At 67.5% G+C, this 22,597-nt stretch carries 17 protein-coding genes and 1 pseudogene; 9 read left to right on the forward strand and 9 right to left on the reverse strand.

Translation table 11 applies throughout. The annotated features are described in order from the left end of the window. Positions 1–13 precede the first annotated feature (13 nt). A complete protein-coding gene (locus AC1C2R_RS16170) occupies positions 14–1,351 on the forward strand; it encodes a glutamine synthetase family protein (RefSeq protein ID WP_495354083.1) in 1,338 nt (445 codons plus the stop codon). 11 nt (positions 1,352–1,362) lie between these two features. Further along, entirely contained in the window at positions 1,363–4,377 is a 3,015-nt protein-coding gene (locus tag AC1C2R_RS16175; protein WP_495380624.1) for a bifunctional [glutamine synthetase] adenylyltransferase/[glutamine synthetase]-adenylyl-L-tyrosine phosphorylase, read from the forward strand. A 128-nt stretch (positions 4,378–4,505) separates the two neighbouring features. On the opposite strand, the gene glnA is transcribed toward AC1C2R_RS16175, so the two are convergent. Further along, on the reverse strand, positions 4,506–5,930 hold the full coding sequence (glnA, locus tag AC1C2R_RS16180; protein WP_495354076.1) for a type I glutamate--ammonia ligase: 1,425 nt from the start codon (positions 5,928–5,930) through the stop codon (positions 4,506–4,508). 149 nt (positions 5,931–6,079) lie between these two features. Between glnA and AC1C2R_RS16185 the strand changes: the two genes are divergently transcribed. Continuing rightward, entirely contained in the window at positions 6,080–6,514 is a 435-nt protein-coding gene (locus AC1C2R_RS16185) for an RDD family protein (RefSeq protein WP_495380625.1), read from the forward strand. 60 nt (positions 6,515–6,574) lie between these two features. Here the strand turns inward: AC1C2R_RS16185 and AC1C2R_RS16190 are convergent, their stop codons facing one another. The 3 genes from AC1C2R_RS16190 to lipB all read right to left on the reverse strand — a co-directional run bounded on the left by AC1C2R_RS16190 (position 6,575) and on the right by lipB (position 8,982). Then, on the reverse strand, positions 6,575–7,288 hold the full coding sequence (locus AC1C2R_RS16190) for a DUF4191 domain-containing protein (protein ID WP_495354074.1): 714 nt from the start codon (positions 7,286–7,288) through the stop codon (positions 6,575–6,577). Between the two features lie 72 nt (positions 7,289–7,360). After that, positions 7,361–8,350 carry a lipoyl synthase gene (gene lipA, locus AC1C2R_RS16195; RefSeq protein ID WP_495380626.1) on the reverse strand — a complete coding sequence of 330 codons (990 nt, stop codon included), beginning with the start codon at positions 8,348–8,350 and terminating at the stop codon, positions 7,361–7,363. Beyond that, positions 8,347–8,982, reverse strand: coding sequence for a lipoyl(octanoyl) transferase LipB (gene lipB / locus AC1C2R_RS16200; RefSeq protein ID WP_495380627.1), 636 nt, complete (start codon positions 8,980–8,982; stop codon positions 8,347–8,349). Before lipB ends, lipA begins: the two co-directional genes overlap by 4 nt. Before the next feature lie 108 nt (positions 8,983–9,090). Between lipB and AC1C2R_RS16205 the strand changes: the two genes are divergently transcribed. After that, positions 9,091–10,656 (forward strand): serine/threonine-protein kinase, encoded by a 1,566-nt coding sequence (locus AC1C2R_RS16205; protein ID WP_495380628.1) that lies wholly within the window; start codon positions 9,091–9,093, stop codon positions 10,654–10,656. On the opposite strand, the gene AC1C2R_RS16210 is transcribed toward AC1C2R_RS16205, so the two are convergent. The 3 genes from AC1C2R_RS16210 to AC1C2R_RS16220 form a co-directional block, all read right to left on the reverse strand. Then, positions 10,653–12,170 (reverse strand): 2-oxo acid dehydrogenase subunit E2, encoded by a 1,518-nt coding sequence (locus AC1C2R_RS16210; protein ID WP_495380629.1) that lies wholly within the window; start codon positions 12,168–12,170, stop codon positions 10,653–10,655. The genes AC1C2R_RS16205 and AC1C2R_RS16210 overlap by 4 nt on opposite strands. Before the next feature lie 69 nt (positions 12,171–12,239). Next, positions 12,240–13,613 carry a dihydrolipoyl dehydrogenase gene (gene lpdA, locus AC1C2R_RS16215; protein ID WP_495380630.1) on the reverse strand — a complete coding sequence of 458 codons (1,374 nt, stop codon included), beginning with the start codon at positions 13,611–13,613 and terminating at the stop codon, positions 12,240–12,242. A 98-nt stretch (positions 13,614–13,711) separates the two neighbouring features. Next, positions 13,712–15,184 carry a leucyl aminopeptidase gene (locus AC1C2R_RS16220; RefSeq protein WP_495380631.1) on the reverse strand — a complete coding sequence of 491 codons (1,473 nt, stop codon included), beginning with the start codon at positions 15,182–15,184 and terminating at the stop codon, positions 13,712–13,714. 87 nt (positions 15,185–15,271) lie between these two features. On the opposite strand from AC1C2R_RS16220, the gene AC1C2R_RS16225 reads away from it, so the two are divergent. From AC1C2R_RS16225 to AC1C2R_RS16240, 4 genes are all read left to right on the forward strand, one after another. Continuing rightward, a complete protein-coding gene (locus AC1C2R_RS16225; protein ID WP_495354067.1) occupies positions 15,272–16,198 on the forward strand; it encodes a proteasome assembly chaperone family protein in 927 nt (308 codons plus the stop codon). 187 nt (positions 16,199–16,385) lie between these two features. Beyond that, positions 16,386–17,738 (forward strand): RNA polymerase sigma factor, encoded by a 1,353-nt coding sequence (locus tag AC1C2R_RS16230; protein WP_495381106.1) that lies wholly within the window; start codon positions 16,386–16,388, stop codon positions 17,736–17,738. 7 nt (positions 17,739–17,745) lie between these two features. After that, a complete protein-coding gene (locus AC1C2R_RS16235) occupies positions 17,746–19,002 on the forward strand; it encodes a Mur ligase family protein (RefSeq protein WP_495380632.1) in 1,257 nt (418 codons plus the stop codon). Next, positions 18,999–19,736, forward strand: a complete 738-nt coding sequence (locus AC1C2R_RS16240; protein WP_495380633.1) for a type 1 glutamine amidotransferase — start codon at positions 18,999–19,001, stop codon at positions 19,734–19,736. The genes AC1C2R_RS16235 and AC1C2R_RS16240 overlap by 4 nt, the downstream gene beginning before the upstream one ends. A gap of 115 nt (positions 19,737–19,851) precedes the next feature. On the opposite strand, the gene AC1C2R_RS16245 is transcribed toward AC1C2R_RS16240, so the two are convergent. After that, a complete protein-coding gene (locus AC1C2R_RS16245) occupies positions 19,852–20,088 on the reverse strand; it encodes a DUF7455 domain-containing protein (RefSeq protein WP_495354063.1) in 237 nt (78 codons plus the stop codon). A gap of 113 nt (positions 20,089–20,201) precedes the next feature. Between AC1C2R_RS16245 and AC1C2R_RS16250 the strand changes: the two genes are divergently transcribed. Then, positions 20,202–22,313, forward strand: a complete 2,112-nt coding sequence (locus tag AC1C2R_RS16250; protein WP_495380634.1) for a DNA gyrase/topoisomerase IV subunit B — start codon at positions 20,202–20,204, stop codon at positions 22,311–22,313. 66 nt (positions 22,314–22,379) lie between these two features. Here AC1C2R_RS16250 and AC1C2R_RS16255 read toward each other — a convergent pair. Next, positions 22,380–22,580: pseudogene (locus AC1C2R_RS16255) on the reverse strand (NAD(P)H-binding protein); the annotation flags it as partial. Positions 22,581–22,597: the final 17 nt, after the last annotated feature.

Here is a 22,597-nt window from a genome sequence, read left to right on the forward strand (position 1 = left end):
AGAGAGGGTGTGGATGGATAAGCAGCGCGACTTCGTACTTCGCACGATCGAGGAGCGAGGGGTCAAGTTCGTCAGGCTCTGGTTCACCGACGTCGTCGGCACCCTGAAGTCGGTGGCGATCGCCCCTGCCGAGGTCGAGGGGGCGTTCACCGAGGGCATCGGGTTCGACGGTTCGGCCATCGAAGGGCTCAGCCGCACGTTCGAGTCCGACCTGCTCGCTTACCCCGATCCCACGACGTTCCAGACGCTGCCGTGGCGCGGTGACATCGACCCGACCGCGCGCATGTTCTGCGACATCACCACGCCCGACGGCGAACCGGCCGTGTCTGACCCGCGCAATGTGCTGAAGCGCACGCTCGCGCGTGCTGCCGACCGCGGGTTCACGTTCTACACGCATCCCGAGATCGAGTTCTACCTGCTGAAGTCGTCCAAGTACGGCGGGGCGGGCCCCAAGCCGGTCGACTCGGCCGGCTACTTCGACAACGTGCCAGGCGGCACGGCCCACGACTTCCGTCGCCGTTCGGTGCGCATGCTCGAAGACCTCGGCATCTCGGTCGAATTCAGCCACCACGAGGCCGGGCCCGGTCAGAACGAGATCGACCTGCGCTACGCCGACGCGCTCACCACCGCCGACAACATCATGACGTTCCGCACCGTGATCAAAGAGGTTGCGATCGAGCAGGGCGTCTACGCGACGTTCATGCCGAAGCCCTTCTCGCAGTACCCCGGCTCCGGCATGCACACGCACCTCTCGCTCTTCGAGGGCGACGCGAACGCCTTCTACGAAGCCGGCTCGCAGTACCAGTTGTCGAAGATCGGCCGGCAGTTCATCGCGGGCCTCCTTCGCCACTCCGGCGAGATCTCCGCCGTCACCAACCAGTTCGTGAACTCCTACAAGCGGCTCTGGGGCGGCGACGAGGCGCCGAGCTTCGTGTGCTGGGGGCACAACAACCGATCCGCGCTCGTGCGGGTTCCTCTCTACAAGCCGAACAAGGGCCAGAGCGCAAGGGTCGAGTACCGTGCGATCGACTCGGCGGCCAACCCCTACCTCGCGTTCTCGCTGCTGCTCGCTGCGGGCATGAAGGGCATCGAAGAGGGGTACGAGCTTCCTCCCGAGGCCGAAGACGACGTATGGGCTCTCACCGACCGCGAGCGCAGGGCGCTCGGCTACGATTCCCTTCCGGCGAGCCTCGATCACGCGATCCAGCGCATGGAGGAGTCCGAACTCGTCGCCGAGACGCTGGGGGAGCAGGTCTTCAACTACGTGCTGGCGAACAAGCGCGCCGAGTGGCGCGACTACCGTTCTCAGGTCACGCCGTTCGAGTTGCAGCGCAACCTCGAGATCCTCTGACCTCGCCGCGGATGTCTCGGCAGACTCCCACGCTCGGAAGAGTCGCCCGTGCGGGCTTCGCCGACCTCGAGGGCGCTGCGACCGCTCTCGCGGGGCTCTCGCTCGAGACCGGGTTCGACGTCGAGCGACTGCTCGACGTCTTCGCGCAGGCTGCCGATCCCGACGAGGCGCTCGCGGTCGTACAACGGCTCCATGAACAGGCGCCGGCCGAGCTGGCGCCAGTGCTCGCGCATGAGAGCGCTGCCGCGCGCCTGACCAGGCTCGTCGGCGCGTCGCGCGGGTTCGCCGAGTTCATGTTGCGACACCCGTTGGAGCTCACCGTCTTCGAACAGGTGCCCAGCGCACCGCCGAGCGTCGGCGAGGCACGCGGGTCGTTGCTCGCCGCGCTCGACGAGGTCTCGATCGCACCCGGCGACTCCGAGGCCGCCGCCAGGGCCATCCGCATCCGGTATCGCCGATTGCTCGCCCACATCGCCGTGTTCGACCTCACACGGAGCGACCCGGTCGACGTCGTCGACGTCGTTGCGGCGGGGCTCGCCGATCTCGCCGGAGCGACTCTCGACGCCGCGCTCGAAGCCGCTCGGCGCGTGGTCACCCGCGATCCCGGTGCGGCTGCGGCGCCCGGCCGATATCCAGCCGCCGAAGTGGAGGCGACACGGCTCGCGATCATCGGCATGGGTAAAGCTGGGGCCCGCGAGCTCAACTATGTCAGCGATGTCGACGTGATCTTCGTCGCCGAATCCACCGACGAGACCGTCGTCTCCACGCCGCGAGCCCTCGAGATCGCGACGCGTCTCGCGATGCTCACGATGCGCATCATCGGTGAGCCCGGCGTCGAACCGCCGCTGTGGGAGGTCGACCCGAACCTCCGGCCCGAAGGCAAGGACGGTGCGCTCGTGCGCACGCTCGAGTCGCATCTGCAGTACTACGAGCGCTGGGCGAAGAGCTGGGAGTTCCAAGCCCTCTTGAAGGCCCGCCCGCTCGCCGGCGACCGCGAGCTCGGACGCCGCTACACCGATGGCGTTTCGCCGAAGGTGTGGACGAGTTCCAGCCGCGAGGGCTTCGTCGAGTCGGTGCAGGCCATGCGCGAGCGGGTCACCCAGCACATCCCGGCCGATGAGGTCGACGTGCAGATCAAGCTCGGGCCCGGTGGCATCCGCGACATCGAGTTCACCGTGCAGTTGCTGCAACTCGTGCACGGCGCGAGCGACGACGGCATCCGTCAGGGCGGGACCCTGCCCGCCCTCGCTGCACTCGCGGAGCGCGGCTACGTGGGTCGTGAAGAGGCTGCCGAGTTCGCCCGCGACTATCGGGTGCTGCGGGTGCTCGAGCACCGAATGCAGCTCGAGCGGCTTCGTCGCACGCACCTGATGCCACGCGACGAGCATCGCCTGCGGGTGCTCGCGCGCGCCTCCGGCCTGGGGCGCACCGCCGAACAGATCACGGCGGTGTGGCAGAGCACACGCCAACGGGTGCGCGGCCTGCACGAACGCCTTTTCTACCGCCCGCTGCTCTCTGCGGTCGCGGCGTTGCCCGCATCCGGCCTCGGGCTCACGAGCGACCAGGCCGAGGCACGCCTGGCGGCGATCGGCTTCCGCGACCCGAGGGGAGCGCTCGCGCACATCGCCGCACTGACCACCGGTGTGTCGAGGCGCGCGCAGATCCAGCGGCACTTGATGCCGGTGCTGATCTCGTGGTTCGCCGATGGTACGGACCCCGACTTCGGGCTGTTGTCGTTCCGTCGCCTGAGCGACACCCTCGGCACCACGCACTGGTATCTGCGGCTGCTCCGCGACTCGTCAGACGCCGCACTCCGATTGACGAGGGTGCTGACCGGTTCCCGTTTCGCGGCAGAACTGCTCGAACGCAGCCCCGAGGCGGTCGCCTGGCTCGAAGACCTCGACGAGTTGCGCCCTCGATCGCTCTCAGCGCTCGAAGACGAGACTCGCGCAGTGCTCCGACGGCACGAGCAGCCCGATGCCGCTGCGAAGATCTTCCGCGCCATCCGCCGCCGTGAGGTGCTGCGGTTGGCGCTGTCGGCCATCCTCGACGTCTGCACCGTCGAGGAGCTCGGGCATGGGTTGAGCGACGTGACCGAGAACCACATCGCCGCGCTCGTCGCGGCGATCAGGGCGCCCGAGCCCGACGGCATCGAGTTCGCCGTCATCGGCATGGGGCGATTCGGCGGTCGCGAACTGGGCATCGGCTCGGACGCCGACATCATCTACGTCTATCGGGCGACGGATGCCGCGGCCGACGCCGCGCATTCGCGGGCGCTGCGCATCGTCGCCGAGCTCGTGCGTCTCAGCGAAGACGCTCGCCTGCCGTTCGAACTCGACGCCGACCTCCGCCCTGAAGGACGAAACGGGGTCGTCGCTCGCTCACTCGACGCGTACCGCGCGTACTACGCGAGGTGGTCGCTGACGTGGGAGGCGCAAGCGCTGCTGCGGGCCAGAGGCGTCGCTGGCGACCGTGCGCTGGTCGCTGCGTTCACGCAACTCGCCGACACCGTGCGATACCCGATTTCGATCAGCGAGCGCGATGTGCGAGAGGTGAAGCGCATCAAGGCGCGCGTCGAGAACGAGCGCTTGCCGCAGGGCGCCGACCCGACCCGGCACCTCAAGCTCGGGCGAGGCTCGCTCTCCGATGTGGAGTGGTTCGTGCAGCTTGTGCAGTTGCAGCACGCTGCTGATGTGCCCGCGCTTCGCACGACCTCGACGCTTGACGCATTGGCGGCCGCCGTCGAGTACGACCTCGTCGAGGCATCCGACGCTGAAACGCTTCGCGCAGCCTGGGTGTTCGCCTCGCGAGCGCGCTCGGCGCTCACGTTGTGGCTCGATCGCACCACCGATGTGCTCCCGGTCGAGCGGTCGCAGCTCGAGGGCGTCGCCCGCATCATGGGCTACCCGCCCGGTTCGGCCACGCAACTCGAGCAGGATTACCTGCACGTCACCCGTCGCGCGCGCGCCGTGTTCGATCGTGGCTTCTATGGCATCGAGGTACGGCGCGAGCCCACTTCCGGTTGAGGTGTTCGGCGGATGCATCAACCGTGGCTGTGAACGGCGAATGGGCCCGCCCCGCCGAAGCGGTGCGGGCCCATTCACGTCTGATCCGTCCCCTGATGCGGGGGAGGGATCCTGGGGACTGCGGTAATTCAGACGCCGTAGTAGAGCTCGAACTCGAACGGGTGCGGACGCTGGGCCAGCGGCTTCAGCTCCTTCTCGCGCTTGTAGTCGATCCACGTCTCGATGAGCTCCTTGGTGAACACGCCGCCCTCGAGGAGGAAGTCGTGGTCGGCCTCGAGCGCCGCGAGAGCTTCGCCGAGCGAACCCGGCACCTGCGGGATCGACTTGGCCTCCTCGGGCGGGAGTTCGTAGAGGTCCTTGTCGACGGGCTCGTGCGGCTCGATGCGGTTCTTGATTCCGTCGAGACCGGCCATGAGCTGCGCGGCGAATGCGAGATACGGGTTGCCCGAGGCATCCGGAGCGCGGAACTCGATGCGCTTGGCCTTCGGGTTCGTGCCCGTGATCGGAATGCGGATCGACGCCGAGCGGTTACCGGCCGAGTAGACCAAGTTGACGGGAGCCTCGAAGCCGGGCACCAGGCGGTGGTACGAGTTCACCGTGGGGTTCGTGAACGCGAGCACTGCCGGCGCGTGCTTGAGCAGACCGCCGATGTACCAGCGTGCGAGGTCGGAGAGCCCGCCATAACCGGCTTCATCGTAGAAGAGCGGCTTGCCCTCGCTCCAGAGCGACTGGTGGGTGTGCATACCCGAGCCGTTGTCACCGAAGAGCGGCTTCGGCATGAACGTCGCCGTTTTGCCCCACTGCTCGGCGGTGTTCTTGACGATGTACTTGAACTTCAGGATGTCGTCGGCCGCGTGCACCATCGTGTCGAAGCGGTAGTTGATCTCGGCCTGGCCGCCTGAACCGACCTCGTGGTGGCTGCGCTCGAGGATCAGGCCGGCGTCGATGAGCTTCAAGCAGATGTCGTCGCGCAGGTCGGCCTGCTTGTCGACGGGGGAGACCGGGAAGTAGCCGCCCTTGTAGGGGGTCTTGTTGGCGAGGTTGCCGCCCTCTTCGGTGCGGCCCGAGTTCCAGGCACCCTCTTCGGAGTCGACCGAGTAGAAGCTCGAGTGCTGGTTCACTTCGTAGCGCACGTCGTCGAAGACGTAGAACTCGGCCTCCGGGGCGAAGAACGCGGTGTCGGCGATGCCCGTCGAGGCGAGGTACTTCTCGGCCTTCTTGGCGACCTGGCGAGGGTCTTTCGCATAGATCTCACCGTTGCGGGGGTTGTAGATGTCGAACACCATGATGAGGGTGCGCTCGGCGCGGAAGGCGTCGACGTATGCGGTCGTCACGTCGGGGATGAGCTGCATGTCCGACTCGTGGATGTTCGCGAAGCCGCGGATCGAGGAGCCGTCGAAGAGCTGGCCGACGGTGAAGAACTCCTCATCGACGGTGGATGCCGGGATGTTGAAGTGCTGCTGCACGCCCGGAAGATCGGTGAAGCGGATGTCGAGGAACTTGACATCCGTCTCTTTGATGAACTTGAGCACTTCGGACGAATCACTGAACATGTGACGGAATCTCCAAGGGGGCGGGTGGACCGGAGTGGACCGGACGGACTTTTCACAGCCGGTAGTGACGCTAGCCGGGTGCCGTTTCCCTGCCGTGACCGGAATGTTTCGGCCATGTTACGCCGAGACCGGCTCGGTAGACTCATCGGGTGCCTGACGCGAAACCCCCGACTTCCAGAGATCTCGAGCCGAATCGGTGGCCCGGAGAACGACTCGGACTTCCGGCCGAAGGCCGAGGCTCAGTCGCCCGCGCAGGCCGGCGCATCGCTGCACTCGCGATCGATTGGGCGACCGCGATGCTCACCGCCCTGCTCTTCACGCCGTACGAATCTTCCGTTTACACGTGGGTGACGACACTGGCGTTCGCAGTGCTGCAGATCGTCTTCATCCCGACACTCGGCGGAAGCATCGGCCACCGTCTGCTCGGCATCTACGTCGTGCCGCTCTCTGGCGGTTGGGTCGGTCTCTGGCGCCCGCTCGTGCGCACCGCGCTGCTCCTACTGGTCGTGCCCGCGCTCATCTGGGACGCCGATCAACGCGGCTTCCACGACAAGCTCGCCGGAACGGTGCTCATCCGGTCTTGACAGTGCGCACCCGGTCTGAGTGATCCCGACTTGAGTCGATGAACATGGCCGACGGTCGGATCAGCGCATCTTGCCGCGCTGCGGGCGGGCCTTCATCGGGTCGATGCCCTTGGGGATCGGAAGCGACGTCTGCAGCGAGTTCAGCCGGTTCGAGACGGCGAGCACTTCGGGCTTGGTGAGCGAACGCTTCGTCTTGCGCAGCGCGGCGGGAAGCTTGTGGAGCTCGATCGAGCCTTCGTCGTTCCCCACCGAGATGAGGGTGATCGGCACGTTGGGCAGAATTCGAGTCACCTTGCGTTGCTCGTCGTCGAGCATGCGCTTCGTGCGCGACGTCGGACCCTCGCTGATGAGCGCGACACCGCCTCGGCCGACCGCGCGATAGACCGCATCCTGCGTCTTGCCGTTCACGGCGACGGGCATCTCGTTGCCCAGCCAGCCTCCGCGGAGCCCGCTGCGAAGCACAGCTCCGACGGCACCGGGCTGGCCCTCGATCTGGGAGTACGCGGCACGCTCCGCGCGGCGGCCGAGGATGACGAGGGCGATGAGCAGGCCGGCGAGCACGCCCGCGACGACCCAGAGGGCGATCGTGAGACCGTTGCCTTCGCCGAGCCAGAGGGCCAGACCGAGGCTGACGAGCACGGGAGCGAGGAAGCCGAGGAGCATGAGCCACTGCGCGGTGGGGTCGTAGCGGCGGGTCATCTGGAAGACCTGCCACATCTGCTTCATGCGGCCGGGCTCCTTCTGAGCCTTCGATGCGTCCTTGGTGCGTGCCATGTTCTCAAGGATACCGGCGCAACGAGCCGTCTCGGACCGCGATATTCGAGCGGCCCGAGACGGCGGATGTCGCTAGCCGACCGCCTGCGCGAATCCGAGCGACGTGTCCGCGAGGTGCGCGAGCGTTGGCGGCAGTTCTCTGCCCTTGGCGTTCATGGACTGCGCCCAGAGTCGGCCCGCCCGGTACGACGAGCGCACCAGCGGTCCGGCGAGCACGCCGAGGAATCCGATCTCCTCGGCCTCCTCCTTGATCTCGACGAACTCTTCGGGTCGCACCCATCGTGCAACCGGCAGATGTCGGGGACTCGGGCGCAGGTACTGGGTCAAGGTGATGATTTCTGTGCCGGCGTCGTGCAGGTCGCGGAGCGCCTGCGAGACCTCCGCTCGTTCTTCTCCCATGCCGAGGATGAGGTTGGACTTCGTGATCAGACCCGCCTCGCGGCCCGCGGTGAGCACGCCGAGCGAGCGGTCGTAGCGGAACGCCGGTCGAATGCGCTTGAAGATGCGCGGCACCGTCTCGACGTTGTGGGCGAACACCTCGGGCCTCGCCGAGAACACCTCGGCGAGGTGCACCGGGTTGCCCGAGAAGTCGGGGACGAGGATCTCGACCCCGGTGCCGGGTGTGCGGTCGTGGATCTGACGGATCGTCTCCGCGTAGAGCCAGGCGCCCTCGTCGGATAGATCGTCGCGCGCCACGCCGGTCACCGTCGCGTACCGCAGGCGCATCCGCTCGACCGACTCGGCGACTCGACGCGGCTCGTCGATGTCGTAGTCGGCCGGCTTGCCCGTGTCGATCTGACAGAAGTCGCATCGACGCGTGCACTGCGAGCCTCCGATGAGGAACGTCGCCTCGCGGTCCTCCCAGCACTCGTAGATGTTCGGGCAGCCGGCCTCTTGGCACACGGTGTGCAGGTCTTCGCTCTTGACCAGCGCCTGCAGTTCCCGATACTCGGGTCCCATCTTCGCGCGCGTCTTGATCCACTCGGGCTTGCGCTCGATCGGCGTCTGGGCGTTGCGGACTTCGAGGCGCAGCATGCGGCGCCCATCTGGTGCTGTGCTCATGCGGCGACCGCCGCCTCGACGCGGAACCGTTCGGTGATCGGGTCCACGAGATCGGCCGGGGTCACGGTGCGACCCAGTTCACGGCTGATCGTCGTCACCCCGGCGTCACGGATGCCGCAGGCCACGATCCTGCCGTACGGTTCGAGGGAGTTGTTCGCATTCAGGGCGAAGCCGTGCATCGTCACGCCTCCCTCGACCCGGATGCCGATGGCGGCGATCTTGTTCTCTGCTCCCGGGGGTCCGACCCAGACACCCGATCGGCCGTCGACACGACGACCGTCGACGTCGAATGCGCGGAGCACGTCGATGAGGATGCCCTCGAGTCGGCGCACGTAGCCGACCACGTCGGTGGGCTCGGGCAATCGAAGGATCGGGTATCCGACGAGTTGGCCCGGGCCGTGCCACGTGATCTTGCCGCCTCGATCGACGTCGATGACGGGAGTACCGTCGGTCGGTCGTTCGTCGGGCGCTGTGCGCTTGCCGGCGGTGTAGACGGACGGGTGCTCCAGGAGGAGTACGGTGTCGGGGCGTTCGCCCCTGACGACCGCGCGATGGACGGCGCGCTGAAGGTCGAGACCCTCGATGTACGGTACGGAGTTGGCGCTTAGCCCCGCGACGACGAAGTCGAGCATGGTGTTCAGCCTAGGTCACTCGTCCTCAACACCCGGCGCTCCGCGCCCGGGGCCACAATCGACGGGCGATCGCGATTCGCAGGGTCTCTGCAGATGCAGGCTGTCTCCATGGTTCGACATGGCAGAGAAGTTCCCGCCGAGACGGTGCCCGAAGGGCCGCCGCCAACGTCTTCGACGCTCGCGGGCTATCGTCTGCTGCGCCGCATCGCCTCCGGTGACCGAGCCGACGTGTTCCTCGCCACCGTCGATCGGCCCGCCGATACCGACGACGCCGAGCCTGCGCCCTTGGTTGCCGTACGGGTCTACGGCCCGGAGGTGCCCGGCGTCTCGATCGCGACCGAGATCGAGGCGATGTCGACGGATGCCTCGGGTTCACTGCCCGAGCTCTTCGATATCGCCTCCCTCGACGACGGCCGCTGCGCGGTCGCAGTCGAGCGGCTGAGCGGGCCTTCGGTGGCTCGGATCATCGGCGAACGAACCCTCACGCCCGGCGAAGCGGTCACGATTCTCGCGCCGATCGTGGTCACCGTCGCCGAGCTCGCGCGACTCGGCTTCGTGCATACACGGCTCTCACCCGGTGACGTGGTGCTCGACGACCTGGGGCGGCCCCGCCTGATCGGTCTCGGGAGTCTCGAGCGTCTGCCCGCCGCGGCGCACGTGCGCACTCCCGTCGTTCGAGCCGGGCACGTCGCCCTGTCGGCGTTCGTCGACGAGGTGGTCGATGCGACTCGGCCGTCCGACGAACTCGCTGCGGCGGCCGAGCTCCTGCGCAGCCGGCTGGCCGCACGGCCGTTCACACCGTGCGAAGCCGAGCTCGAGCGCGCGCTGTTCGCCGCCGCCGCACCGGCTCCGATCGGCGGTCACGTCATCCGTGCTCGCCGTCAGAGTCTGCCGGCGCGGATGACTGCGCCGCTCGAGGCGCCGCCGACTGCGACAGACCTCGACGACGGCACCCCGGTCGATCCTGCCGGGCCCCAACGTCGGAGGGGCATCCAGACGCTGCTCGAGCTGGCCCAGTTGCCGGGCTTCCTCGCCCGCAACGCAGAAGGTGCTCAGCGTGGCGCCGACCGCGATGGCCGGTCCGGCGGTCGGGGTCGCGTCCGTGACGCCGTGCGTCGTCGTCGGCCCGCGTTCCTCGTCGGCGGGCTCGTCGGTGGGGGAGTGCTCGTGCTGTTACTGACTCTCGTTCCACCCGCGACGGCCGGCTCGGCCGAAGCTCCAGTCGCCGGAAGCGGCGCCAGCACTGCCCCCGCTCCACCAGCGGCGGGTGGCGACACCGGTGCCGCGAACATCAACGTCGCGCCCAGTGCAGACCCCTCGACCGATCCCGAGTCACCACCATCCGACGCACTCACCGGCGACGACGTCGTCGCGGCCGCCGTCTCCCTGCTCGATCGTCGTGCTGAATGCTTTGCCGCCCTCGACCTGGCGTGCCTGTCGGAGGTGCTGCAACCGGCGTCAGCGATCGAGGCGGAAGATGTCGCCGACATGGCCGTCGCCCGAGACGGAGGCGGCACCCCGCCGGCATTCGACTCGAGTCGCATCACGGTCGCTGCGGAGATGGGCTCAGCGGTACTGCTGACGGTTCCTTATGCGGTCGACGAACGAGAACCGGCCTCGCTCCTCGTGATGAGGGGCGAGGCCGGCTGGCGACTGCGTGAGATCTTCGACTAGATACCGAGATCGGCTTCGAAGGCTCCCTCTTCGAGGCGATTCTTGACCGCCGTGAGGAAGCGGGCAGCGTCGGCGCCGTCGATGATGCGGTGATCGTACGAGAGGGCCAGGTAGACCATCGAGCGCACGGAAATCGCGTCGGCGCCATCGGTCGAGACGACAACCGGCCGCTTGACCACGATGCCGGTGCCGAGAATCGCCGACTGCGGCAGGAACACGACAGGTGTGTCGAAGAGCGCCCCGCGCGATCCCGTGTTCGTCAGGGTGAACGTGCCACCCGAGAGCTCATCGGGCTTCAGCTGGTTGTTGCGCGTCCGGTCGGCGAGGTCTGCGATCTGCGCGGCGAGCCCCGCGAGGTCGAGTTCGGCGGAGTCTCGGATGACCGGAGTCAGGAGGCCACGCTCGGTGTCGACCGCGATGCTCATGTTCTCTTGCGCCGGGTAGACGATGGTGTCGCCATCGACGGTGGAGTTGATGATCGGGTAGGCCCGGAGCGCCTCGGCGGCGGCCATGGCGAAGAACGGCAGGAAAGAGAGCTTGTTGCCGGTCTTGGCGAGGAAGTCGCCTTTCACCTTGTCGCGCAAGCGCGCGACGCGAGTCACGTCGACCTCGACCACCGTCGTCAGCTGCGCGGTCGACGTCATCGACACGACGGCGCGTTCGGCCACGACCTTGCGCAGTCGCGTCATCGGCACCGTGGTGCCGCGCAACGGCGAGATCTCGAGCGACTGATGGGTCGCGACCGGTGCAGCGGATGCCGGGGGTGCGGTGTTCGCCGAGATGACATCCTGCTTGCGGATGCGCCCGCCGACACCGGTTCCGGTGACGCTCGCGAGGTCGACGCCCTGCTCGTTCGCCAGCTTGCGCACGATCGGCGTCACGTATCCGGCGGAGCCGGCGTGGGCACCGCCCGACGGAGCAGTCTCGGGCACAGGTGCGGCAGATGGGGCAGCGGGTGCAGCCACGGCTGCCGGAGCTACGGGCGCCGCCGCGGGTGCGGGCGCTTCGACCGGCGCGGCGGGAGTGGGTACGGGCTGCTGGGCAACCGGTGCAACCGGCTCAGCGACAGGGGTCGGTGCAGGAGCAGCCTGCTCGGCCACAGGGGCAGGTGCCGGCGCAACAGGCTGGGCCGGGGGCGCGGGGGCCAACGGCTCTGCAGCCGGTGCCGGCGCAACGGGTTCGGCCGGCGCTATTGGCGCAGCCGCGGGCTCCGGCGCAACCGCGGGTGCGGCGGGTGCCTCTGCCTCAGGAGCAGCGGGCGCTGCACCCGACCCGGAACCATCGCCGATGGTCACGAGTGCGGTGCCGACCTCGACGGTCTCGTCCTCTTGGACGAGGATCGCCTCGATGACACCCGCGACGGGTGACGGGATCTCGGTATCGACCTTGTCGGTCGAGACCTCGAGCAGCGGCTCGTCGACCTCGACACGGTCGCCGACATTCTTCAGCCAGCGGGTGACCGTGCCCTCAGTGACACTCTCTCCGAGTGCCGGGAGGCTGACGGATTCGCTCATGCGCTTGTCTCCTTCACAGCGTGGGAACGCTTTCTAGCTTATTGCAGTCGTTGATTCGTACGACGTGGTTCAGATGGCGTGAAGCGGCTTGCCGGCCAGCTTCAGCACTGCCTCGCCGAACGCTTCACCCTGGGTCGGGTGGGCGTGGATGAACGGGGCGATGTCTTCAGGGTAGGCCTCCCAGTTCACGGCGAGCTGGGCCTCGGCGATCAGCTCGCCGACTCGGCCGCCGATCATGTGCACGCCGACGATCGGACCGTCGTTGACGCGCACGACCTTGACGGAACCGGTGGTGCCGAGGATGCTGCTCTTACCGTTGCCTGCGAGGTTGTACTCGTAGGCCGACACCTGGTCGGCGCCGAACTTCTCGGCCGCCCTCGCTTCGGTGTAGCCGACGGAGGCCACCTCGGGTTCGCAGTAGGTGATCTTCGGAATGTTGACATCCTCGACGATGATCGGGGCGAGGCCTGCGATCTCTTCGGCGATGAAGATGCCCTGCTGGTAGCTGCGGTGCGCGAGTTGGAGGCCGGGCACGATGTCGCCGGCAGCGTAGACGCCGGGCACACTCGTCTCGAGACGATCGTTCGTGATCACGAAGCCGCGATCGATCGTGACGCCCGCCTCTTCATAGCCGAGGTTCTGGGTGACAGGACCGCGCCCGACGGCGACGAGCAGCAGCTCGGCCTCGTACGTGGTGCCGTTCTCGAGCGTCACGACGACGCCGTCGTCGTTCTGGGTCACGCCCTGGAAGCGCACCCCGAGCGAGTATTCGATGCCGCGCTTGCGGAAGGCGCGCTCGAGCTGCTTCGAGATCGACTCCTCTTCGTTGGGCACGAGGTGGGGGAGCGCTTCGATGATGGTGACCTCGGCGCCGAAGGAGTTCCACACGCTCGCGAACTCGACGCCAATGACGCCGCCGCCGAGCACTGCGACCTTCTTCGGGATGAAGTCGAGCTCGAGCGCCTGTTCGCTCGTGATGACCCGGCCGCCGATCTCGAGGCCGGGCAGCGAGCGCGAGTACGAGCCGGTCGCGAGCACGACGTTCTTGCCGACGTAGCGGTCGTCGCCGACGGCCACGGTGTTGGCGCCGACGAGTCGGCCCTCACCGGCGACGACGGGGATGCCGCGGGCCTTCAGCAGACCCTGCAGGCCCTTGAACTTGCTCGCGACGATGCCCTCGCGGTACGCGGAGACCCCGGCGATGTCGATGCCCTCGAACGCGGTCTTCACTCCGTACTTCGCGGACTCTCGCGAAACCTCGGCGACCTCGGCCGAGTGCAGCAGTGCCTTCGTGGGGATGCAGCCGCGGTGCAGACATGTGCCGCCGAGTTTGTCCTTCTCGATCACCACGGCCGTGAGGCCGAGTTCAACGGCGCGGATAGCAGCCGCGTAGCCCGCGCTGCCTCCGCCCAGGACGACAATGTCAAAGTTCTGCTCGGACAACCGCAATCTCCCTTGCGCACCAGATCTGCGACACGGACTGTCTCCGGTTGGTTGCCGGGACAGGCTGTATGGGCGACGTTCTCGCCCATATGACCTTACTACTTGGCGGCGAGCCGCTCGCCCAGCCGAACGAGGGTGCGAACCGCGACGCCGGTGGCGCCCGTGCCGGTGAATCCGTAGCCGCCACCGGTGTTGTTCGACGGCCCCGCGATGTCGATGTGCGCCCACGGAATGCGTTCGTCGGTGCCCTCACGCATACCCACGAACTCGCGCAGGAACACGCCGGCGAGGAGCATCCCGGGCACCGTCATGCCCAGCTTGGTGTTCGTCAGGTCGGCGACATCCGACTTCAAGTACTGCATGAGATCACGGGGAAGGGGCATCGGCCAGGTGCGTTCGTCGACCTGTTCCGCTGCGTCGCGCACCTGCTCGACGAGGTCGTCGTCGCCCATGAGGCCGGCGATGCGATGTCCGAGCGCGACGACCTGCGCGCCGGTGAGCGTCGCGACGTCGACGATCGCGTCAGGCTGTTCTTCGCTCGCCGCGACCAGGCCGTCGGCGAGCACGAGACGGCCCTCGGCGTCGGTGTTGATCACCTCGACCGTCTTGCCGCCACGGATGCGCAGCACGTCGTTCGGCCGCAGCGCGGTCGAGGACGGCAGGTTCTCGGCGAGGCAGAGCCATCCGGTGATGCGGATCGGCGCCTCGAGTTCGGCCAGTGCCACCATGGCCGCCAGGATCGCCGCGGCCCCGGCCATGTCGGTCTTCATGCCGACCAGCGAGCCCATGGGCTTGAGCGAGATGCCGCCCGAATCGTAGGTGATGCCCTTGCCGACGAGTGCCAGGTGAACGGATGCCCCGACCGGCGCATACTCGAGGCGTACGAGCCGTGGGCCACGGCTCGACCCCCGGCCCACCGCGAGGATTCCGGAGAAGCCGTCGGCGGCGAGCGCCTCTTCGTCCCACACCTTGGAGGTGATGCCGACGGTGGCCGCCGCCTCCACGGCGAGCTCGGCGAGACGCGCCGGGAACAGGTCGGCAGGCGGCATGTTGACGAGGTCCTTGGTGCGGGCGACCGCAGTGACGACCGCGCGCACCCGGTCGATGCCGACTGCGCGCTCATCGAAGGCGGTGTGAAGCGTGATCTGCGTCGGACGCGGCTTCGGGTCGGAGCGGTATTCGCCGTAGCCGTAGGCGCCGAGCGCCGCGCCTTCGAGCAGAGCTGCAGCCGCATCGGCGTCGTCGGTCGGGATGGCGATCGCCACGGAGAGCGGGCCGTTGAGCTGGCGCAGCGCGCTGCCGGCGGCGAGACGGAGGCTCGCGGCATCCGCTCGGTCGCCGATGCCTGCCACGACCACGATCCGCGGTCCGCCCTCGGGAGCGGGCAGCCGCACGAACTCGTCGGGTGCACCGCCGATGTCGAACACGCCGAGCAGCGGTGTCACCCACTCGAATCCGGGCGCAGCGAGGAGCTCTGGGCCCTCCGCGCCCTTGCGTGCGGCGAGCACGACGACGTCGGCGTCGGAAGATGCTGCGGGGGAGTCGGTCACGGAAAGGGTCGGAACGGGCATGCAGCCGATCGTACGTGTTCGCTCTCGGCATCACGCCGACGGAGCCGATCCGGAGGAGGTCTCCGTCGACCTCAGTAGGCTGAAGACATGCGCGAACCTCGTTCCCTCTACGAGCTGAACCCCGATGTTGTGGTGCCCTCGGGTCTGCCGCTCGTCGCGGGCCTCACGGGCTTCGCCGACGCCGGGGCGGCCGTCGCGCAGACGGCCGAGTACCTGCTCGCAACCCTCGACAGCACCGTGGTCGCGACGTTCGACGCCGACGAGCTGCTCGACTATCGCGCGCGCCGCCCGATCATCCTCTTCGAGGGCGACCACCTGTCCGACTACACACCGCCGCGACTCAGTATCGACCTCGCGACCGACGAGCTCGGGCAGCCGTTCCTGCTCCTCACCGGCTACGAGCCCGACTTCCAGTGGAAGCGGTTCAGTGCCGCTCTGCTCGGCCTGATCGAGCAGTTCGAGGTGTCGTCGACGACCTGGATCAACTCGATCCCCATGCCGGTGCCGCACACGCGCGCGATCGGTGTCACCGTCAGCGGCAATCGTGCAGAGCTCATCGAGGCGATGTCGATCTGGCGGCCCACGACGCAAGTGCCCGCGAACGCGCTGCACCTCGTGGAATACCGACTGCAGGAGCTCGAGCACCCGACGACCGGATTCGTCCTGCTCATCCCGCACTACCTTTCCGACGCCGAATACCCATCGGCTGCGATCGCCGCCCTCGAGGCGATCAGCGCGGCGACCGGCCGCATCTTCCCGACCGATGCGCTCCGCGAACAAGGGCGTGACTTCGTCGCGCGCATCGATGAACAGGTCTCCGAGAACCCTGAACTCGCCAAGCTCGTGGGCACCCTCGAGCAGCGGCATGATTCCTACATGGAGGGCACGACGCTGCGCTCACCGCTCACCGACGAAGACGGCGAACTGCCCTCCGCCGATGAGATCGCGGCAGAGCTCGAGAAGTTCCTCGCGTTCCGGCGCACGAACGACGGCGACACGCCGCGCGGGGTCTGAGCGACCAGGGAATTCCCGTCACGTCGCCGATGTTGACATTGATGAGGGCGCGGGCTGCCTGCATCGGGCGCGATGCGGTGTGTCGGTCTGTATAATGGTGATCAGGACCCGTTCTGGTCCGCCGGCGTGACATCCTCGCACCGAACAAGCGGACTTGACATGGGTCCTCATAGTGTCCGAAAACGACATGATGTCCGAAAACGACCGGCCGAGTGCACGAGCCGCGCCTCCAAAGGGCACACGCCGCACGACGGTAGGAGAGGTTCAACGAATGGCAACGACGAAAGCCCCGACGAAGGCTGAGAGCGAGGCGGACAAGCCTGCTGTGAAGCGCGCGCCGGCCGCGAAGTCGACCGCCGCGAAGACGACGGCGAAGGCGGCGGCAACGCCCGTGGCGAAGACGCCGCGCACGGCCACCGCGAAGGCACCGGCCAAGCCGAGAGGCAAGGCCAAGGCCGGCGAAGAAGAGACTGAAGAACTCGAGGCGGTCGACGTCGAGGCCGAAGCGGCCGACGACGACGACACGAAGCCCGTTGCGGTCGAGCCGCACCCCACGGGTGCGCTCGTGCTGCGAGCGGTCGACGACGAAGACGAGGTCCCGGTCTACTCGAGCGCCATCACCGGTGCGACGGCCGACCCCGTCAAGGACTACCTGAAGCAGATCGGCAAGGTCGCGCTCCTGAATGCGGCCGAAGAGGTCGAGCTCGCGATGCGCATCGAGGCGGGCCTGTTCGCCGAAGAGAAGCTCTCGCACATGTCCGACGCCGAGAAGCGCTCGCAACTCGGTCGTGAGCTGCAGTGGGTCGCGAAAGACGGCCAGCGCGCGAAGAGTCACCTGCTGGGTGCGAACCTGCGCCTCGTCGTCTCGCTCGCGAAGCGCTACACCGGCCGCGGCATGCAGTTCCTCGACCTCATCCAAGAGGGCAACCTGGGTCTCATTCGTGCGGTCGAGAAGTTCGACTACACCAAGGGCTTCAAGTTCTCGACCTACGCGACGTGGTGGATCCGCCAGGCGATCACGCGCGCCATGGCCGACCAGGCGCGCACCATCCGCATCCCGGTGCACATGGTCGAGGTGATCAACAAGCTCGCCCGCGTGCAGCGCCAGATGCTGCAAGACCTGGGTCGCGAGCCCACGCCCGAAGAGCTGAGCCGCGAGCTCGACATGACCCCCGAGAAGGTCATCGAGGTGCAGAAGTACGGCCGCGAGCCGATCTCGCTGCACACACCGCTCGGTGAAGACGGCGACAGCGAGTTCGGTGACCTCATCGAAGACACCGAGGCGGTCGTCCCGGCCGACGCGGTCGGCTTCACGATGCTGCAGAAGCAGCTCGAGTCGCTCCTCGACTCGTTGAGCGAGCGCGAGGCCGGCGTCATCCGTATGCGCTTCGGCCTGGGTGACGGCATGCCGAAGACCCTCGACCAGATCGGCGACACGTTCGGGGTCACCCGCGAGCGCATCCGCCAGATCGAGTCGAAGACGATGGCCAAACTCCGCCACCCTTCGCGCTCGCAGTCGCTCCGCGACTACCTGGAGTAGGCCGCCAGTGCGCTACGCCCCGGCGATCCTCGTCGGCAGGCTCACCCGATTCGCCGCTCGGCTGCGCAAGCCGGGCGGCGGATCGGCTGTTCCGGGCCTCGTCGTCAACCGCATCGCACCCGGCTACCTGAAACGCACCCTCTCGGGGTTTCCCCAAGGACTCGTCGTCGTTTCGGGATCGAGTGGCAAGTCGACGACGACGAAGATGCTCGTTGCGATCCTTCGCGCCCATGGCGTCGACGTGTTCACGAATCCGTCGACCGCCAATATCAGCCAGGGGCTGACGTCGGCACTGCTCGAGCGGGCCGACTGGCGTGGGCGGGTACCCGGCGACGTCGCGGTACTCGAGATGGACGAGGGCCATGGCGCCCTCGTCATGCAGGGTGTCGATGCGCGCGTCGTCACGCTCATGAACGTCATGGTCGACCAGATCGACCGATTCCACGACTCGGAGATGGTCGCGGCGATGCTCGAGCGCATCGCCGCACGGGCCGGTGAGGCGGTCATCGTGAACGCCGACGACGCCTACCTCGAGCGCATCGCGAACCGTGTGCCGCCGAATGTCGCCGTCCATCGATTCGGGGTCGCACCCGAAGTGCTGGCTGCCGCACCTCGTGGGCTCGGTTACACCGAGACGAGTGCCGCGCGACTGCCGACTGGCTCCGGCGTGCGCGTCGACGCGGTCGACGCCGCGGCCGCGGTGCTCGACGATGCCGGGTCATCCGTGGCGATCGGGCTTCCAGCGCGTGGCATCCACTACGCCGTCGATGCTGCCGCCGCGTACGCGACGGCCAAGGCGGTCCTCACCGACCGGTTCGCGCCCGAGACGGCGTCGGCCGCGCTCAGCGCGATTCCTGCGGTGTTCGGGCGAGGCGAGCGCACACGTGTGCGTGGCCACGAGGTCGAGTTCGTGCTCGTGCAGAACCCCGCAAGCTACCAACTCAACGTCGACAGCATCGCGCCGGGCACCGAGCAGGTACTGTTCGCGATCGGCTCCGACGTGCGCGACCCGTCGTACTTCTGGCCGACGGATGCCTCGTCGCTCGGCCGCGTCTCGATCGTGAGCGGGTCGAAGGCGGCCGAGGCTGCGCTGATGCTCGCCTACGACGGCGTCGACATCGACCGCGTCGAGCCCGACCTTTCACGTGCACTCGACGACTTCCTCGCGATGCCGGAGCCCGACGTCGGGGTGAAGACCATCGTCTTCACGGCTGATGCGATGCGCCGCACACGCGCCCATCTCGGACTCGCGGGAGCAGAATGACCCTCACCATCGTCTCGCTCCTGCCCGGGCTGGCGAACACCAACGGCGACGCGGAGAACGCGCGAGTGCTCGCATCCCGTGCGAACTGGGCCGGCGTGGCTGCTCAGGTCGTCGACGTCGAGGGGCCCGACGACCTGCCCGAGCGAGTCGATGCGGTCGTACTCGGTTCCGGCAGCGACGCCGCGCTCGATCGGAGCCGAGCCGCGCTCATCACGATGCACGACGAGCTGCGCCGTTGGGGCACCGAAGGTCTGCCCATCCTCTCGATCGGCACCGGATGGGAGCTCTTGAGCTGGGGCATCGAGCTGGCTGACGGCCGCACTGTCGAGGGGCTCGGCATCCTCCCCGGCAGGGCCGTGCCTCGCGCGGGCCGAGTCACCGGCGACCTCGTGGTGAAGATGCCTCGCTTGGGAACCCTCGTCGGCTTCGAGAACCACGCCCGCGACTACCTCGGCGCGGAGGGCTCTCCGCTCGGCCGTGTGCAAGCCGGCCACGGCAACGGACGCGAGTCGGGTCAAGAGGGTGTGTCCATGGGCAGTGTCTACGGCACGCACCTGCACGGACCGGTGCTCGCGAAGAATCCGGCGTTCGCCGATCATCTGCTCGGCATCATGGCCTCTCGTGCCGGGCTCGAGTACGCCCCCGGAGAGCGGACCCGAACCGTCGACGGGTACGCTTCGGCGGCTCGGGCGGCGCAGCTCGCCGCGGCTGGAGTACCCGTCCCCGCGTCCTGACGGCGGTCGGCCGGGTCAGTGTGGTCGGACGCGAGCGAGGTCGGACGCTCAGCGCCGATCAGTGCCGGGAAACGACGAACGCCCCGGGTGAGCCCGGGGCGTTCGCGAGTTCGTATCAGTTGCGGTCGTCGGCCTGCAGCTTGCTCGACTCGTCGTGCCAGCTGTGGGCGATCTGCGAGAGCTTCTCCTGGTGCTTGCGGCCGTGGTGGGCGCAGAACAGCAGTTCGCCGCTCGCGACGACGACGCGGATGTACGCCTGCGCGCCGCACGCGTCACATCGATCAAGCGCGGTGAGCTCGTAAGGGGTCTCGAGTTCATCGACCGCACCGGTGGTCTCGGTGTATTGGGTCATGGCTCCTCCTTCGTCGCTCATGCTCGGTGTTCCGTTCATCAATGAAAACACGTGAGAGGCCTCGTTCCTTCCGTTGGGCCGGGCATTTCGCTCAGCGCGTAGCGCCTGACCGGATGTGTCGGTGCGGCTCAGTAGGCTTGACCGACGTGAGCTCCGACTATTCCGCCCGCCATCTCTCCGTGCTCGAAGGCCTCGAGGCTGTGCGCAAGCGACCCGGCATGTACATCGGTTCGACCGACTCGCGCGGCCTCATGCACTGTCTCTGGGAGATCATCGACAACTCCGTCGACGAGGCGCTCGCAGGCCATGGCACCGACATCGGCGTGACGCTGCACCCCGATGGCAGCGTCGAGGTGCGTGACCGTGCACGCGGCATCCCGGTCGACATCGAACCCAAGACCGGACTCTCGGGTGTCGAGGTCGTCTTCACCAAGCTGCACGCGGGCGGCAAGTTCGGCTCGGGCTCCTATGCGGCCTCCGGAGGTCTGCACGGTGTCGGCGCCTCAGTCGTCAACGCGCTCTCCGAGCGGCTCGATGTCGAGGTCGATCGCGACGGCAAGACCTGGGCGATGTCGTTCCACCGCGGCGAACCCGGCAACTTCGCCGATACGGGGGCCCCGTCACCCGACGCGCCGTTCACGCCGTTCGAACAGCGCAGCGAGCTTCGGGTGGCAGGCAAGGTCGCAAAGGGCGTCACCGGCACGCGCATCCGCTACTGGGCCGACCGGCAGATCTTCACCAAAGGCGCAGAGTTTCAGACCGAGGAACTGCTCGGACGCGCGCGACAGACGGCATTTCTCGTGCCCGGTCTCGCGCTCGACGTCACCGACGAACGAGGCGAGGCACCGCAGACCACCTCGTTCCAGTTCGACGGCGGCATCTCCGAGTTCGTCGAGCACCTGGCATCCGATGCTCCGCTCACCGATGTCTGGCGTCTGACCGGCACCGGCCACTTCACCGAGACCGTTCCCGTGCTCACCGACGGTGGCGCCATGGTGCCTACCGAGCTGAAGCGCGAGTGTGCGGTCGACATCGCACTGCGATGGGGCACCGGTTACGACACCGTCATCCGCTCGTTCGTGAACATCATCGCGACGCCGAAGGGCGGCACCCATCAGGCGGGCTTCGACCAGGGTCTCCTGAAGTTCCTGCGTCAGCAGGTCGAGCAGAACGCACGACGTCTGAAGGCCGGTAACGACAAGCTCGAGAAAGACGACGTGCTCGCGGGGCTCACTGCGGTCGTCACCGTGCGCCTGCCCGAGCCGCAGTTCGAAGGCCAGACGAAAGAGGTGCTCGGCACCCCGGCCGCGCGTGCCATCGTCTCCGGTGTGCTCACGAAAGAGCTCGGCGCGCGCTTCACCTCCACGAAGCGCGACGACAAGGCGCAGTCGGCGCTGCTGCTCGACAAGGTCGTGGCCGAAATGAAGTCGCGCATCTCCGCGCGAGCCCACAAAGAAACGCAGCGCCGAAAGAACGCACTCGAGAGCTCGTCGTTGCCGGCGAAGCTCGTCGATTGCCGATCGAACGACGTTGCCCACAGTGAGCTGTTCATCGTCGAGGGCGACTCCGCGCTCGGCACGGCGAAGCTCGCTCGGGACAGCGAGCACCAGGCGCTGCTGCCGATTCGCGGCAAGATCTTGAACGTGCAGAAGGCCAGCGTCGCCGACATGCTCGGCAACGCCGAGTGCGCCTCGATCATCCAGGTGATCGGTGCCGGGTCCGGTCGCAGCTTCGATCTCTCAACGGCGCGATACGGCAAGGTCATCCTGATGGCCGACGCCGACGTCGACGGTGCGCACATCCGCACATTGCTCCTGACTCTCTTCTTCCGCTACATGCGACCGATGATCGAGAACGGCCGTGTTTTCGCCGCGGTGCCGCCGTTGCATCGCGTCGTGGTCATGAATCCGGGCTCGAAGCCCAATGAGACCATCTACACGTACTCCGAGGCCGAGTTGCAGGGGGTGCTCAAGACGCTCGACAAGCAGAAGAAGCGATACCAAGACCCGATCCAGCGCTACAAGGGCCTCGGCGAGATGGACGCCGATCAGCTGGCCACGACCACGATGGATCGTCGGCACCGGACCCTCCGCCGTGTCGGTATCGGAGATGCCGAGAATGCAGGACGCGTGTTCGAGCTGCTCATGGGCAATGAGGTCGCCCCTCGCAAGGAGTTCATCATCGAGAGTTCCGACACGCTCGAGCGTGACCGCATCGACGTCTAAGAACCCGCCGCGACTCGCGCGACCGGCGACTCCAGCATCGCAGCGCCCGGAGCCCATGCCTGCGATGAGGGCCCGGGTCGCATCACCGTAGAAGTCAGTCGCCGGAACGTCGAGGCGCGCCATGGCATTGACCACCGCGTCCGCATCGGCGGTCAACCGCCGCACGTCGGCGACATCGGTGATGTCGCCCTCGACCGCATCCAATCCAGGGCGTGCGCCCGGATCTCGCACGACCGCTCGCACATCATGTCGTCGTCTGCGCGCCACCTCGAGTGTCGGCTGAG

The organism is Agromyces sp. Y182 (genome assembly GCF_059445385.1).